Source organism: Pseudomonas sp. (assembly GCF_030684895.1).
Classification (GTDB): domain Bacteria; phylum Pseudomonadota; class Gammaproteobacteria; order Pseudomonadales; family Pseudomonadaceae; genus Aquipseudomonas.
In genome coordinates, this window is the sequence record NZ_JAUXXP010000051.1 from 1 (window position 1) to 13,881 (window position 13,881).

The window sequence follows — 13,881 nt, forward strand, 5'->3', positions numbered from 1 at the left end:
ATGGCTGCCGCGAGGTGCTCGCTGCGGCTAAAAACACAGAAATAAGCGGGTGATTTGATCGTTTTTGATCACATCGCCGTTTTTAAAATCGACAGGCCTGAAGTCGGCCGAAAATATGGGACTACTTCAGACCATCCTTAGCTGCCGCGTTTACTTTCCACGCTCTTTAGCCGCCCGCCTTCGAATCGCAGGTAGTAGTTCATGCCGTTACGCGGGCCATAGACCCACTCCTCAACGAGAAACTCGTTATTGCCGTGGGCATCCAGGGTGTAGCCCAGCATGTCGCGGGCAATCGGTTCGCCGCATTTTGTGATGACCTCTGTAGTGCGGTCACCGGTACTGGCGATGCCCTTTTCGCAGCGCAGGGTGCTGGCCTGGGCGCTGGTTGCCAGAAGTAACAGGGAGAGGCTGAGTGCTATCCGTTGCATGCTGCAATGTCCTTATGGTGGGGGAAATGTTGGGTGGTGCTAGTTACGGCGCTTGCTGTCGATCTTGATCAATCGATTGCCCTGAAAGCGCAGAAATTGGTACATGCCGTTGCGCGGCCCGTAGGACCATTCTTCGACCGCGACTTCATGGTAGAAACCGTATTGATCCAGTACTTCGCGGTAGCCGAGAAAGTCACGGCTCAGTGGTTCGCCGCATTTTCTGTTGACCTCGCTGGTGGTGTCATCAAGGCTGACCAGCCCGCTGTCGCAGCGCAGCGTTGATGAGGCCTGTGCCCAGAAGGGCACCAGTATTAGCAGGGTGCTAAGCAGGGCTTTCATGGGTTAGCGGCTTCGACGGCGTTCGATGGCGCGCAGGCGCGTGCCCTCGAAGGTGAGAATACTGAGCATGCCATTATCCGGACCGTAGACCCATTCCTCGATCTGATACTCGCGGCGTTCGTTTGGGCCGAGGGAGTAGCCGACCAAATCGCGGAAGGCCGGCTCACCACATTTCTGCAGCACCTCGAAGCGCCGGTCGCCCAGGCTGACCAGTTGGCTGCCGCAGCGTAGCGTTTCGGCCTGGGCCATAGATGATGCGCTCACCAGGGCAAGGAGCAGCGTTGTAGCTAAAGCGCGCATATGACGAAGACCTTACTCGCTGCCGAGGTGCAGGGTGGTGGCGACGCGGCCATCGGCGTCAGCCTGTGCAATGTTGACATCCAGCAGGTAAATACGTTCGTCGGCCAGGCCGCCGCGCTCGACCAGATAACTCTTTATTTCTGCCGCCCGTGCCTGGGCCAGCTGCCGCTGCAGCAGTTCGCTCTGCGCCCAGGACTGCAGCACGGCTTCACGCATCTTCGCACTGCGTTCCTGGTCTTTCAGTTCGGTCCACTCGGCCGGCGGTTGCTGCTTGAGGCGGCTGCGGTAGATGCCTTCGAGCAGCACGGCCTTGTCGTCTTCATCTATTACCAGCTCACTGGCTTCGGCAGGCACGTCATCGCCACGGCGTTGCAGCATCTTGTACCAGGTGTTCTGGTATTCGCGCTCCAGGCGCGCGGCGGCCAGTGGCGGGCCGTCGCTGCTCTGCGCGCTCATGCCTTCGATCTCTAGGCGCAGGGTTGGGCGTTCCTTCAAGGCACTGGCCAGGGTGTCCAGGGCTTTCTGCGCATCGGCGTCGAGTTCGATTTCGCCGGCAGTGAAACGCACGGTGCTGAGGTCGACATCGCCGCCACCGCTGACCAGGCCGCCGATAAATTTGAACGGCGCCTGCGCGGCGCGCAGCACCAGGTTGCGCAGGGTTTGCCAGACGATCGGCATCACGCTGAATTCCGGGCTGTTGAGGTTGCCTTGCACCGGTAGCTGGATCTCGATATTGCCTTTGGTGTCCTTGAGCAGGGCCACGGCCAGACGAATCGGCAGGTCCATGGCGTCCTTGCTGTCGACTTTTTCGCCCAGTTGCAGGTCTTCCAGCAGCAGTTTGTTCTCGGCGTTGAGCTGGCCTTTCTCGATTTGGTAATGCAGGTCGAGGTTGAGGCGGCCCTTGCGGATGCGGAAGCCGGCGAACTTGCCGGAGTAAGGTGTAAGGGTGGTCAGCTCGACGTTCTTGAAGCTGGTGGCAATATCCAGGCTGTTCATCGGGTCGAATGGGGTGAGTTGGCCTTTGATGCTGACCGGCGCGTACTTGTCGACCTTGCCTTTGATATCCACGGTCGCGGCTTTCGGGCTCTGGTTATCCAGGGTGCCGATCTGGCCGTTGAGCTGGCCAATCGCGGTGGCAAAGTTGGGGCGCAGGCTGAAGTCGGCAAAGTTGGCCGAACCGTCCTTGATGCTGATGCCGCCGATGCGGATTGGCAGCAGCTTCTCGGGCGATGCTTTGGCGGGTGTGGCGCTGGCCGGTTGAGGCACCAGCAGGTCGTTGATATTGGTGGTGAGGTCTTCGTTGATGATAAAGCGCACGTAGGGCTGCTGCAGTTTGACTTGGCCAATCGCCAGGCCCTTGCCGTGCTGGTACTCGATCCCTTCCACCTGCACTTGCTGCCACTTGAGGAAGTCGCGGTCCTTCAGCGTGTCGAGGGTGTGCAGCTGGTTGATCTCGGCTTGCCCGCCAATGCTGAAGGCCAGCGGTTCGACGCTCTGCAGGTCAACCGCCAGGTCGCTGCCGAGCTTGCCGCTGCGCAGCTCAAGACGCACGAAGGGGCTCAGGTAGGTCTGCGCCAGACGCAGATCAATATCGCGGGTGGTCACCTGCAGTTTGGCGGTGGTCGGGCTCAGTTGTACCTGGCCTGCGGCCTTGATCTGCCCGCTCTTGTTCAACCCGGTGTCGAGCTTGAGGGTGAAGGGCGAGGTGCCCAGGCTGTCGAAATTACTCAGGTCGAGGTTGAGTGGTGCCAGGTCGATTTTGACTTCCGCGCCACCTGCGCGGTCGGCCAGGTGCACCTGATAGTCGCGCAGTTGCACGTCACGCAGGATCACCTGCCAGGGTTTGCTGGGCTCTTGCGGTTGGCCTGCAGTGGCGGTTTCCAGGTCAGCGGATTGCTCCGCAGTCGTCGATTCGCTTGGCTCTTTTACCGGCTCGGCTGCTGTTGCTGCTGAGCCTGCGCCACCCTCATTCGGAGCTGGAGCTGGAGCTGGAGCTGGAGCTGGAGCTGGAGCTGGAGTCGGTTTGGCGGGTTGGCTGGCCAGCAGTTTCTGCCAGTCGAGCTGGCCATCGGCCTCACGCGCGGCCCAGGTTTCCAGCTTCTGGCTACGAATCTTGCCGACGATGACCTGCTGCTTGGCCAGGTCTACGCTGGTTTCGCTGATATCCAGGCGTTCCAGGCGCAACAGCGGTTTGTCCGCCGGGCTCTTGATGGCAAAGCTGCTGACGCTGAGCTGGGTGTTACTCAGCAGCAGTTCGGTGCCTTTGGCCAGGTTCAGGCTGTAGTCGCTGCTGAGGTTGACGGTGCCGTCCTCCAGAACCAGCGGCACGGCATCGCGCACATAGGGCCACACGCCTTTCAGCTTGCCGTCGGTGACTTTCAGGCTGCCGCTGGAGCTGATCGGTACCAGGCTGATGCGCCCGCTCCAGTCGATGCGCCCGCCCTGGGGCCCGGTGGCGACCAGGCTCATGTCGGCATTGTCGCCTTGCAGGGTGCTGAGGTTGTGCAGCTCGAAATTGAGATCGTCGTAGATAAATTCGATCGGCTCGCTGGGGCGCAGGTCCTGAAAGTGCACGTTGCCGCCGCTTAGCTTGATCCGCGCGATACGCAGCGGGAACGGTTCGCCGGCCGGTTCTTCGGCCACAGGCTGCGAGCTGGGCGGTACTTTGAACAGCTGGGTCAGGTTGAGCCGGCCATCCTTGCCGAACAGCACTTCGCTGTGCGGCTTGTCCAGTTCGATGTCGGCCAGGTGCAATATGCCGGTCCACAGGCTGTCGAGTTGCAGGTTGGCATACACGCGCTCGAAGGCGATCTGCTGCTGGTCGGCTTCGCCAATCTGCAGGCCCCAGAGGCTGAGCTCCAGGCTGAACGGGTTGAGTTGCAGACGCTGCAGCGTAGCGGGTACTTCGGCGTATTGCGTCAGTTGCTGGTTAGCGATACGCAGGCCGATACCGGGCAGAATCAGAAAACCCAGCAGGCTGTAGAGGGCAACGGCGATAACAATGGCGCTGGCAGCGCGCTTTATTCCTTTAAGCATAAAAACGTCATCTATCCCGACGAGAAGTGTCTTGGAGTATGGCACGCGTGCGCAGTTCCGCAGAGGCTCTGCGCGGCGATTTTCCACGCGCAGCGGGTGGCTCAGAACTGCAGGATCAGCGTCTTCAGCGGCGGCTGACCATCCTGTGAGGGGAAGTCCGCAGCCGGCGCCAGCACCTGCCAATCGCGTACCGGACGACCGAGTTTTTCTGCGCAGCGCAGCACCTGTTCGCGCCAATCGGCAAGGGCGACTTTTGCCAGGTTGTTGCAGCAGATCAGCACGCCATCAGCGGCGGTGGCGAGAATCGCTGGCTTGAGCAGGCTCTGGTAATCGCGCAGCAGATCGACGGTGCCGAAGGCGCTCTTGGCCCAGGCGGGTGGGTCGAGCAGTACCAAATCGAACTGACGCTGCTCAAGGCGCGGGTAGTGCGGCAACTTCTGCCCGCGCCGCGCATTGATCGGCAGCCCGGCCAGTTGGCGAATCGCCGGGAAGTAGTCCGATTGCACAAACTGCATGGCTTGCAGCTGCGGATTGAGCTGACCATTCTCGCGACCAACCGCCAGATTGCCTTCGGCAAAGTCCAGATTGACCACCTCGCTGGCTCCGCCAGCGGCCGCACTCAAACCGACGCCGCAGGTGTAGGCGAACAGGTTAAGCACTGACTTGTCAGCGCTGTGCGCTTTGAGCCAGCCGCGGGCGTTACGCAGGTCAAGAAAGAGCAACGGGTCTTGCCCGGCATGGCGGCCGCGTACGCGGTAGTTGAGGCCCCACTCGTGGCCGATCAGGTCTTCCAGGGCGGCCGGCTCGGCTTGGTAGACCGGGTCGCTGCGGTCGATCCGCGAGTTGCCCTGGGAGCGGTCGTTGTAGACCAGTAGCAGTTGTGTGCCGAGGCTGGCCTGGCACTCCTCGGCCAGCTGTAGCAGTTCGTCACGACTCAGGCTCTGGTGGAAACTCTGTACCAGTAGTTGTGGGCCATAACGGTCGATGGTTAGGCCGCCGGCGCCTTCCTGGCTGCCATGGAACAGGCGATAGCAGTCGGTGCCTTGCTGATGCAGTTCAGCCAGCAGCTCGTGACGGTTATGCAGGGCGGCGCGCAGCGCCTGATCGAGAGAGGGCATGCGCGGCGACTCGAAAAAGGAGGGCGCGCAGTTTATCAAGATTCACCTGCCGGGACGCACGCTCGGCGAAAACAGCAAGGGCACCCTAAGGTGCCCTTTAATTTGCGAGTGTTATTCGATCAGACGATACGGTTGCCGCCAGTGCGGTCAGCGCCATCAGCTGCGATACGGTTGCTGCCAGTGCGGTCAGCGCCATCAGCTGCGATGCGGTTGCCGCCAGTGCGGTCAGCGCCATCAGCCGCGATGCGGTTGCCGCCAGTGCGGTCAGCGCCATCAGCCGCGATACGGTTGCCGCCAGTGCGGTCAGCGCCATCGGCAGCGATACGGTTGATGCTGGTACGGTCGAAGCCATCGGCAGCGATACGGTTAGCACCAGTGCGGTCAGCGCCGTCAGCAGCTATACGGTTACCACCATTACGATCTGCACCGTCTTCGGCGATGTGGTTGATGCTGGTACGGTCAAAACCGTCAGCGGCGATGCGGTTGCTCAGGGTGCGTTCGGCACCATCAGCAGCGAAAACATTGCTGGTCAGGCTGGCGGCAAGCAGGGAAGCAATCAGGTACTTGTTCATCTGGGTGTCCTCGGAAGAGTGGGGTAAGTGGCTACGGGGCTAATGTTGCGCCGCAGCCCGACTCTTGAGAAACGCAGGTGGTCAATAGCAATCATCATTGCTGTCGATGGGAAATAAAAAAGCCGGCCCCCTGATTGATGGGGCCGGCTTTTGTTTAGCTACAGCTGAGCGCTGTTATCAGGCCCGTTCGATCGCCAGTGCCACGCCTTGACCGCCGCCGATGCACAGGGTGGCGAGGCCTTTCTTGGCGTCGCGCTTGATCATCTCGTGCAGCAGGGTGACCAGTACGCGGCAGCCGGAACCGCCAATCGGGTGGCCGAGGGCGATGGCGCCGCCGTTGACGTTGACCTTGCTGGCGTCCCAGTCGAGTTCCTTGCCGACCGCCAGGGCTTGCGCGGCAAAGGCTTCGTTGGCTTCGATCAGGTCCAGATCAGCGATGCTCCAGCCGGCCTTGGCCAGGCAACGCTGGGTGGCGCTGACCGGGCCGATGCCCATGATCGCCGGATCGACGCCGGCATTGGCATAGCTGGCGATCTTCGCCAGTACCGGCAGGCCGAGGGCCTGGGCTTTGGTGGCGCTCATTAGCAGCACGGCAGAGGCACCGTCATTGAGGCTGGAGGCGTTGCCGGCGGTGACGCTGCCGTCCTTCTTGAATGCTGGTTTGAGTTTGCCCAGGGATTCGGCGGTGGTGCCGGCGCGCGGCTGTTCGTCAGTGGCAAAGGCCAGTGGCTCACCTTTGCGCTGGGGGATCATGATCGGGGTGATTTCGTCGACAAAGCGCCCGGCTTCGATGGCTGCCACGGCTTTCTGCTGCGAGGCCGCAGCAAAGGCGTCCTGGGCTTCGCGGCTGATGTCGTATTTATCCACCAGGTTCTCGGCGGTGATGCCCATGTGGTAGTCGTTGAAGGCGTCCCACAGGCCGTCAGTGATCATGGTGTCGACCAGCTTGGCGTGGCCCATGCGCAGGCCGGTGCGCGCACCGGGCATGACGTAAGGCGACAGGCTCATATTCTCCATGCCGCCGGCGATGATCACCTCGGCGTCGCCGCAGCGAATGGCCTGGGCACCCAGATGCAAGGCTTTGAGGCCCGAGCCGCAGACCTTGTTCAGGGTCAGCGCTGGCACGGCGTGCGGCAGGCCGGCGAGAATCACCGCCTGACGCGCCGGGTTCTGCCCGCTGCCTGCGGTGAGTACCTGGCCGAGGATCACTTCGTCGACCTGCGCGCCGTCCAGGCCGGTTTGCGCAAGCAACTGGCGGATTACCGCAGCGCCCAGTTCCGGTGCCGGGATATTCGCCAGCGCACCCTGAAAGCTGCCGATGGCGGTACGGGTGGCGGCAACGATGACGACGTCTTGCATAACGCGATCCTCACAAGTGACAGGCGCGGCGGGCCGCGAAAGGTCGCTATGGTGGCACAGCGGCTTTGTTTACGGCCAGCGCGCGAACCGGCCGGTCAGCGCGGCGGCAGGTTCAGACGCCGACGTGCACGGTGAATGGCGCCGCCGCGTACCGCCCAGCGCAGCACGGGGGCCAGGCTGTGTACACCGGCGTGGATCATCCGGCTGCGCGCCGGGCTGATCTGCTGGCCGAGCATCTCCTGCGCCCACACGGGCAGCAGGTCGATACCGGCCTGCATCAGCAGCTTGGCCGCCGGCGCGGCGAGGGCGCTGGGGGCCGGTGCGCCGAGCAGGATGCGCAGAATTTCCAGGGAGCGTTCATCGCAGAGCAATTCGGGGCGCACTGCCGCCAGGTAGGCGGCGACCTCGGCGCGCGAGCGCGGCACCTGGGTGGCGCCCAGGCGTTCGGCGATCAAGGCGATTTCTGCGTAGTAGCGGTCTTGATCGGCTTCGCTCAGCTGTGGGTTGCGGTAACGCAGGTGGGCCTGGAGAAAGCTGTGCACCTCGGCCACATGCACCCAGGTCAGCAACGCCGGATCACTGGCGGCATAGGCGCGGCCATCCGGGGCGGTGCCCGTGACCTTGAGGTGAATGGTCTTGACCTTGTTGATCAGCCAGTCGGCATCGGCGCGCGAGCCGTAGGTGGTGCCAGAAATAAACTGCCCGGTGCGGCGCAGGCGGCCGAGCAGGTCATCACGGAAATTCGAGTGGTCCCACACGCCAGCCAAGGCCAGTGGGTGCAGGGCTTGCAGGAGCAGGGCGCTGATGCCGCCAATCAGCATGCTGGTGAAGTCGCCGTGCACCTGCCAGCTCACCGAGTCCGGGCCGAACAAGCCGGGGTCGCCCTGGGGCTTTTCGAAGTCGATCTGGCCAAGTGCTATCCCGCTCAGGCTAAGGACTTGGCTTTCGATGCGGCGGCGCAGGAATTCCATAGGGGCTCTGTGGGGGCGGCCATGCCGTGAGCATGGCCGCCCTACGTCTGGTGTTAGCGGTTCAGGCGTTGCTCGATCAGTCCGTCCACCACGCTGGGGTCGGCCAGGGTCGAGGTGTCGCCCATGTTTTCCAGTTCGTTGCAGGCGATCTTGCGCAGGATGCGCCGCATGATCTTGCCCGAACGGGTCTTCGGCAAACCGGGTGCCCACTGAATCAGCTCGGGTTTGGCGAAGCTGCCGATTTCCTTGCCGACCAGAGTCAGCAGTTCCTTCTTCAATGCCTCGTTGAGCTCCACGCCGTTCATCGGGGTGACAAAGGCGTAGATACCCTGGCCCTTGATGTCATGGGGGTAGCCGACCACTGCGGCCTCGGCAACGGCGTCATGCAGCACCAGGGCGCTTTCCACCTCGGCGGTGCCGATGCGGTGGCCGGAGACGTTGATCACGTCATCCACGCGGCCGGTGATCCAGTAGTAGCCGTCCTCATCCCGGCGCGCGCCGTCGCCGCTGAAGTAGTAACCGGGATAGGGCTTCAGATACGTGTCAATCATCCGCTGATGGTCACCGTAGACGCTGCGGATCTGGCTTGGCCAGCTGTCCTTGATCGCCAGTACACCTGAGCCAGGGCCGTCAATTTCCTTACCTTGCTCATCCAGTAGCACTGGCTGCACGCCGAAGAACGGCCGAGTGGCGGAGCCAGGCTTGAGGTCGGTGGCGCCGGGCAGTGGGGTGATCAGGATGGCGCCGGTTTCGGTCTGCCACCAGGTGTCGACGATTGGGCAGCGGCGTTCGCCGACCACGTTGTAATACCACTCCCAGGCTTCCGGGTTGATCGGCTCGCCGACGCTACCAAGCAGGCGCAGGCTGGTGCGTTCGGTGCATTCGACCGGGCCGGTGCCTTCACGCATCAGCGCACGCAGGGCGGTGGGCGCGGTGTAGAAGATATTCACCTGATGTTTGTCGATCACCTGCCAGAAGCGCGAAGCCGTCGGGTAGTTGGGCACGCCCTCGAAGATCAGACTGGTGGCGCCGTTGGCCAGCGGCCCATAGACGATATAGCTGTGCCCGGTGACCCAGCCAACGTCGGCGGTGCACCAGTAAATATCACCTTCGTGATAGTCGAACACGTACTTGTGGGTCATGGCCGCCATCAGCAGATAGCCGCCAGTGCTGTGCAGCACGCCCTTGGGTTTGCCGGTGGAGCCGGAGGTGTAGAGGATAAACAGCGGGTCTTCGGCGTCCATTGGCTCCGGCGGGCAATCGCCGGAGGCGTCGCGCAGGGCCTCGTGGTACCAGATATCGCGGCCGGGGACCCAGTCGATCTCGCCCTGGGTGCGCTCGACCACCACCACGGTGCTGACGTCCGGGCAGCTCTGCAGCGCCTTGTCGACATTGGCCTTGAGCGCCACGTACTTGCCGCCGCGCACGCCCTCATCGGCGGTAATCACCGTGTGGCAGTCGGAGTCCAGAATGCGGTCGCGCAGCGCGTCCGGGGAGAAGCCGCCGAACACCACTGAATGCACCGCGCCGATGCGCGTGCAGGCGAGCATGGCGTAGGTGGCTTCGGGGATCATTGGCATATAAATGCACACCCGGTCGCCCTTTTTCACCCCACGGCTTTTCAGCACATTGGCCAGGCGGCTGACGTTGTGGTGCAGCTTGTTGTAGGTGATATGTGCGGATTCGCTGGGGTTGTCGCCCTCCCAGATCAGTGCGATCTGCTCGCCGCGTCGTTCGAGATGGCGGTCGATGCAGTTATAGCTGACGTTTAGCTGGCCACCCTTGAACCAGGAGCCCTGACCGCTGAGCAAGTCACCTTGCTGTACGCTGGTCCAGGGTTTGCTCCAGTCGAGAAAGGCCTTGGCCTGCTCGGCCCAGAAGACTTCCGGTTGCTCGATCGACTGTTGGTAAAGACGCAGGTAGTCGTCGTTATTCAAGTGGGCGCGTTGGCGCACGGCGTCGGGCACGGGATGGCGGGTAATGTCGAACATGGCGGGTCCTTGTTGTTGTGTTCCGCGATGCCCGTAAGGGTGAACCAAGCGGGTGCTTGGTTCAAGTGCTGGCTTTGTGCTCAGTCGCAGCGGATCAGCCGCGATGCCGCTCGCGGAAGTGCTGGATCAGGCCTTGGGTCGAGGCATCGCTGGCCGGCGTATCGATCTGACCAGTCAGGCGCTGGTAGACGCCCTGGCCGAGTTCTTTACCCAGTTCGACGCCCCATTGGTCGAAGGCGTTGATGCCCCAGATGGCGCTTTGCACAAAGACTTTGTGTTCATACAGCGCGACCAGCGCGCCGAGGCCAAACGGGTCAACGCGGTTGAGTGCAAGGATATTGCTCGGGCGGTTGCCGGGAACCATCTTGTGCGGCGCCAGGCGCTGCACTTCGGCTTCATCCAGGCCCTTGGCGCGTAACTCTGCTTCGGCTTCTGCTCGGGTTTTACCGTGCATCAGGGCTTGGCTCTGTGACAGGCAGTTGGCAAACAGCCACTGGTGGTGGTCGGCCAGCGGGCTGAAGCTGTTGACCGGCACGATAAAGTCCGCCGGGATCAGCTCGGTGCCCTGGTGCAGCAACTGGTGGTAGGCGTGCTGGCCATTGCAGCCGACACCGCCCCAAATGACCGGGCCTGTACTGAAGTCTACCGGGCTGCCGTCTTGACGCACCGATTTGCCGTTGGACTCCATGTCCAGCTGCTGCAAGTGCTTGGTGAAGTTCCGCAGGTAATGGTCATAGGGCAGGATCGCCTGACTTTTCGCGCCCCAGAAATTGCCGTACCAGATGCCCAGCAGGGCCATCAGCACCGGCATATTCTCGGCCAGTGGCGCCTGGGTAAAGTGCTGGTCCATGGCGTAAGCGCCGGCCAGCAGCTCCTTGAAGTTGGAGATGCCAATCGCCAGCGCAATCGGCAAGCCGATTGCTGACCACAGCGAATATCGCCCGCCGACCCAGTCCCACATCGGGAAGATGTTTTCGGCTTTGATGCCGAACTCGATGGCCGCCGTTGGGTTGCTGGTGACCGCAATAAAGTGTTTGTGCAACTCGGCTTCCGGGCCGCCCAGCGCCAGGTACCAGTCACGTGCAGCCAGAGCGTTCTTCAGGGTTTCCAGGGTGCTAAAGGACTTCGAGGAAACAATAAACAAGGTGGTTTCGGGATTCAGGCGCGCAGTCAGTTCGCGGAACTCGCTGCCGTCGATATTGGCCAGGTAATGGCAGCGTACGCCGCGCTGGGTAAAGGGCCGCAGCGCTTCGGACACCAGTTGCGGGCCGAGGAACGAACCGCCGATACCGATATTCACCACTTCGGTGATCGGCTTGTCGCTGTAGCCGCGCCACAGGCCGCTGTGCACGCGGCTGACCAGTTCGGTCATCTGATGCAGCACGCGATGCACTTGCGGAATCAGGTCGACACCATCGAGTTTCAGGCTGCGACCAATCGGGCTGCGCAGGGCTGTGTGCAGCGCGGCGCGTCTTTCGGAGGCATTGACCTGATCGCCTGTGAACAGCGATTGAATAGACGCTTGCAGCTGGGTCTGTTCGGCCAGTTGCACCAGCAGTGCCAGGGTCTTTTCGTCGATCAGGTTCTTCGAGTAGTCCAGCAGCAGGCCGCAGCTGCTCAGGGAGAAGCGGTTAAAGCGTTGCGGATCACGGGCAAAGGCCTCGCGCATGCTGAAGTCGTTCATCTGCTCGCGCTGCTCGCGCAGCGCCTGCCAAGCGGGCAGGCGGGTGACGTCATGCGGCTGGTTGAAATAGGCCATTGGTGCGTGTTCCTTGCTCTGGGTGTGGCAAATCATACAAAAAAGCCCGGAGTGATCCGGGCCTTGAGTGTAACTGGCGGGCGTGGGGCCAGCATCTACGTAGTGGATCAGCCTGGAGTATCGAGGTCGAAAGCCAGGTTGTCGATCAGCCGGGTGCTGCCGATAAAGGCAGCGACCAGAATCACCAGTTGGCGCTCATCGGCAGTGGCCGGGCGCAGGCTGTTTGCTTCGCGCACTTCCAAGTAGTCCGGACGAAAACCGGCGGCACTATGTTGCTGCTGCGCTGCGGTAATCAGCTTGGCGTAGTCGCGCTCACCGGCGCGAATCGCCGTGGCCATTTCCTGCAGCGAGCGGTACAGCACGGGGGCGGCTTCACGCTGTTCGGCGTTCAGGTAACCGTTGCGCGAAGACAGTGCGAGGCCATCTTCGGCACGTACGGTGGGCTCGCCGATAATCTGGATCGGCATATTAAGGTCACGCACCAGGGTACGGATCACCGCCAGTTGCTGGAAATCCTTTTGGCCAAAAATCGCCAAGTCCGGCTGCACCATATTGAACAGCTTGCTGACTACGGTGGCGACGCCTTCGAAATGTCCGGGGCGGCTGGCGCCGCACAGGCCTTCGGACACACCTGGCACGCTGACGCGGGTCTGACCCGCCATGCCGTGCGGGTAGATTTCTTCAACATCCGGGGTAAACAGCAGGTGGCAACCGGCTTCGACCAGTTTTTCCTGGTCGGCGAGTAGGGTGCGCGGGTACTTGTCGAGGTCTTCGCTGGGGCCGAATTGCAACGGGTTGACGAAGATGCTGGCGACCACGAAGTCAGCGCGCTGAGCGGCTTTCTCCACCAGTGCGGCGTGGCCGGCGTGCAGGTTGCCCATGGTTGGCACGAAGGCGATCTGTTTGCCTTCGGCGCGGGCCTGGGCGACAGCGGCGCGCAACTCGCGCACGCTTTTAACTGTGTTCATGCAGAAAATCCGTGTTCGGCTGCTGGGAAGCTCTGGTCTTTGACCGCTTTGACGTAGGCGCTGATGGCGTGCTGGATGCTGCTCTGGCCAGCCATAAAGTTCTTTACGAACTTCGGCGTGCGCCCGCTCAGCGACAGCCCGAGCATGTCGTGCAGCACCAGTACCTGGCCGTCTGTGGCGCCGCCTGCGCCGATGCCGATCACCGGGATCTTCACGGCTTGGCAGATTTCGGCGGCCAGCTCACTGGGTACGCATTCAAGCAGCAGCATCGCTGCGCCGGCTTGTTCCAGGGCCATGGCGTCGGCACGCATCTGCCGCGCCTGGGATTCCTGGCGGCCCTGCACCTTGTAACCGCCAAGGATATTCACCGCCTGTGGGGTCAAACCCAGGTGCGCGCACACCGGGACGCCGCGTTCTGCAAGCTGGCGAATCGGCTCGGCCAGCCAGGCCGCGCCTTCCAGCTTGACCATATGCGCACCAGCCTGCATCAACGCAGCGCTGTTGTTCAGGGTCTGCTCAATGGTGGCGTAGGCCATAAACGGCAGGTCGGCGAGGATCAGCGCGCCCTGGTTGCCACGTTTAACGCTGGCAGTGTGGTACGCCATCTCGGCGACAGTGACGGGCAGCGTGCTGTCATGGCCTTGCAAGACCATGCCGAGGGAATCGCCCACCAGCAACACATCGACACCGGCCTGGCAGGCCGTCTGGGCGAACGTGGCGTCATAGCAGGTCAGCATGGCGATCTTCTCGCCGCTCTGCTTGAGGCTTTGCAGGGTGGTCAGGGTTACATCAGGCATGAAAACTGTCCTCACTCAGGCGTTCAGTCAGCAGTTGTGCTGCTTCAAGTTGGCCTGCATTGGCCTCGAATTGCACCGGTGCGGGGCAACGGGACGCCTATAGTCCTGATGGGGGGGCTCGAAGTCAATTGCAGGTGTTACCGGCCTGTTACTGGCGTTACCGCCAATGAAACCTACTGCGCTCGGTTATGCAGCGTTAAAAGCAGACTCAAAATGCTCATGTACAGACGTACACTCCGCTTT

12 protein-coding genes are annotated in these 13,881 nt (G+C 62.1%); all 12 read right to left on the bottom strand.

Annotation, left to right across the window (positions count from 1 at the left end):
* Positions 1 to 137: 137 nt before the first annotated feature.
* The 12 genes from Q8M42_RS11330 to panB all read right to left on the bottom strand — a co-directional run bounded on the left by Q8M42_RS11330 (position 138) and on the right by panB (position 13,638).
* A complete protein-coding gene (locus Q8M42_RS11330) occupies positions 138 to 428 on the bottom strand; it encodes a DUF2845 domain-containing protein (protein WP_304869699.1) in 291 nt (96 codons plus the stop codon).
* Between the two features lie 39 nt (positions 429 to 467).
* Positions 468 to 767, bottom strand: coding sequence for a DUF2845 domain-containing protein (locus Q8M42_RS11335; RefSeq protein ID WP_304869697.1), 300 nt, complete (start codon positions 765 to 767; stop codon positions 468 to 470).
* A 3-nt stretch (positions 768 to 770) separates the two neighbouring features.
* Positions 771 to 1,067, bottom strand: coding sequence for a DUF2845 domain-containing protein (locus Q8M42_RS11340; protein WP_304869695.1), 297 nt, complete (start codon positions 1,065 to 1,067; stop codon positions 771 to 773).
* 12 nt (positions 1,068 to 1,079) lie between these two features.
* A complete protein-coding gene (locus Q8M42_RS11345) occupies positions 1,080 to 4,103 on the bottom strand; it encodes a DUF748 domain-containing protein (protein WP_304869693.1) in 3,024 nt (1,007 codons plus the stop codon).
* 101 nt (positions 4,104 to 4,204) lie between these two features.
* A complete protein-coding gene (locus Q8M42_RS11350) occupies positions 4,205 to 5,221 on the bottom strand; it encodes a class I SAM-dependent rRNA methyltransferase (protein ID WP_304869691.1) in 1,017 nt (338 codons plus the stop codon).
* 119 nt (positions 5,222 to 5,340) lie between these two features.
* On the bottom strand, positions 5,341 to 5,793 hold the full coding sequence (locus tag Q8M42_RS11355) for a phage infection protein (RefSeq protein WP_304869689.1): 453 nt from the start codon (positions 5,791 to 5,793) through the stop codon (positions 5,341 to 5,343).
* A 177-nt stretch (positions 5,794 to 5,970) separates the two neighbouring features.
* Positions 5,971 to 7,152, bottom strand: a complete 1,182-nt coding sequence (locus Q8M42_RS11360; protein WP_304869687.1) for an acetyl-CoA C-acetyltransferase — start codon at positions 7,150 to 7,152, stop codon at positions 5,971 to 5,973.
* 95 nt (positions 7,153 to 7,247) lie between these two features.
* Positions 7,248 to 8,123 carry an oxygenase MpaB family protein gene (locus Q8M42_RS11365; RefSeq protein ID WP_304869686.1) on the bottom strand — a complete coding sequence of 292 codons (876 nt, stop codon included), beginning with the start codon at positions 8,121 to 8,123 and terminating at the stop codon, positions 7,248 to 7,250.
* 53 nt (positions 8,124 to 8,176) lie between these two features.
* Positions 8,177 to 10,114, bottom strand: a complete 1,938-nt coding sequence (gene acs, locus Q8M42_RS11370; protein ID WP_304869684.1) for an acetate--CoA ligase — start codon at positions 10,112 to 10,114, stop codon at positions 8,177 to 8,179.
* Positions 10,115 to 10,208: 94 nt separating this feature from the next.
* A complete protein-coding gene (gene pgi, locus Q8M42_RS11375) occupies positions 10,209 to 11,873 on the bottom strand; it encodes a glucose-6-phosphate isomerase (RefSeq protein WP_304869682.1) in 1,665 nt (554 codons plus the stop codon).
* A 107-nt stretch (positions 11,874 to 11,980) separates the two neighbouring features.
* Positions 11,981 to 12,841, bottom strand: a complete 861-nt coding sequence (panC, locus tag Q8M42_RS11380; protein ID WP_304869680.1) for a pantoate--beta-alanine ligase — start codon at positions 12,839 to 12,841, stop codon at positions 11,981 to 11,983.
* Complete coding sequence (gene panB, locus Q8M42_RS11385) at positions 12,838 to 13,638, bottom strand: 3-methyl-2-oxobutanoate hydroxymethyltransferase (RefSeq protein WP_304869679.1); 801 nt, start codon at positions 13,636 to 13,638, stop codon at positions 12,838 to 12,840. Before panB ends, panC begins: the two co-directional genes overlap by 4 nt.
* Positions 13,639 to 13,881: the final 243 nt, after the last annotated feature.

What these genes read in the sequence shown, in the direction of transcription:
- Q8M42_RS11335 (WP_304869697.1), bottom strand. Translation starts at nt 767, where the DNA reads ATGAAAGCCCTGCTTAGCACCCTGCTAATACTGGTGCCCTTCTGGGCA.
- Q8M42_RS11345 (WP_304869693.1), bottom strand. Translation starts at nt 4,103, where the DNA reads ATGCTTAAAGGAATAAAGCGCGCTGCCAGCGCCATTGTTATCGCCGTT.
- Q8M42_RS11350 (WP_304869691.1), bottom strand. Translation starts at nt 5,221, where the DNA reads ATGCCCTCTCTCGATCAGGCGCTGCGCGCCGCCCTGCATAACCGTCAC.
- Q8M42_RS11355 (WP_304869689.1), bottom strand. Translation starts at nt 5,793, where the DNA reads ATGAACAAGTACCTGATTGCTTCCCTGCTTGCCGCCAGCCTGACCAGC.
- panB (WP_304869679.1), bottom strand. Translation starts at nt 13,638, where the DNA reads ATGCCTGATGTAACCCTGACCACCCTGCAAAGCCTCAAGCAGAGCGGC.
- Q8M42_RS11330 (WP_304869699.1), bottom strand. Translation starts at nt 428, where the DNA reads ATGCAACGGATAGCACTCAGCCTCTCCCTGTTACTTCTGGCAACCAGC.
- Q8M42_RS11360 (WP_304869687.1), bottom strand. Translation starts at nt 7,152, where the DNA reads ATGCAAGACGTCGTCATCGTTGCCGCCACCCGTACCGCCATCGGCAGC.
- acs (WP_304869684.1), bottom strand. Translation starts at nt 10,114, where the DNA reads ATGTTCGACATTACCCGCCATCCCGTGCCCGACGCCGTGCGCCAACGC.
- Q8M42_RS11365 (WP_304869686.1), bottom strand. Translation starts at nt 8,123, where the DNA reads ATGGAATTCCTGCGCCGCCGCATCGAAAGCCAAGTCCTTAGCCTGAGC.
- Q8M42_RS11340 (WP_304869695.1), bottom strand. Translation starts at nt 1,067, where the DNA reads ATGCGCGCTTTAGCTACAACGCTGCTCCTTGCCCTGGTGAGCGCATCA.
- pgi (WP_304869682.1), bottom strand. Translation starts at nt 11,873, where the DNA reads ATGGCCTATTTCAACCAGCCGCATGACGTCACCCGCCTGCCCGCTTGG.
- panC (WP_304869680.1), bottom strand. Translation starts at nt 12,841, where the DNA reads ATGAACACAGTTAAAAGCGTGCGCGAGTTGCGCGCCGCTGTCGCCCAG.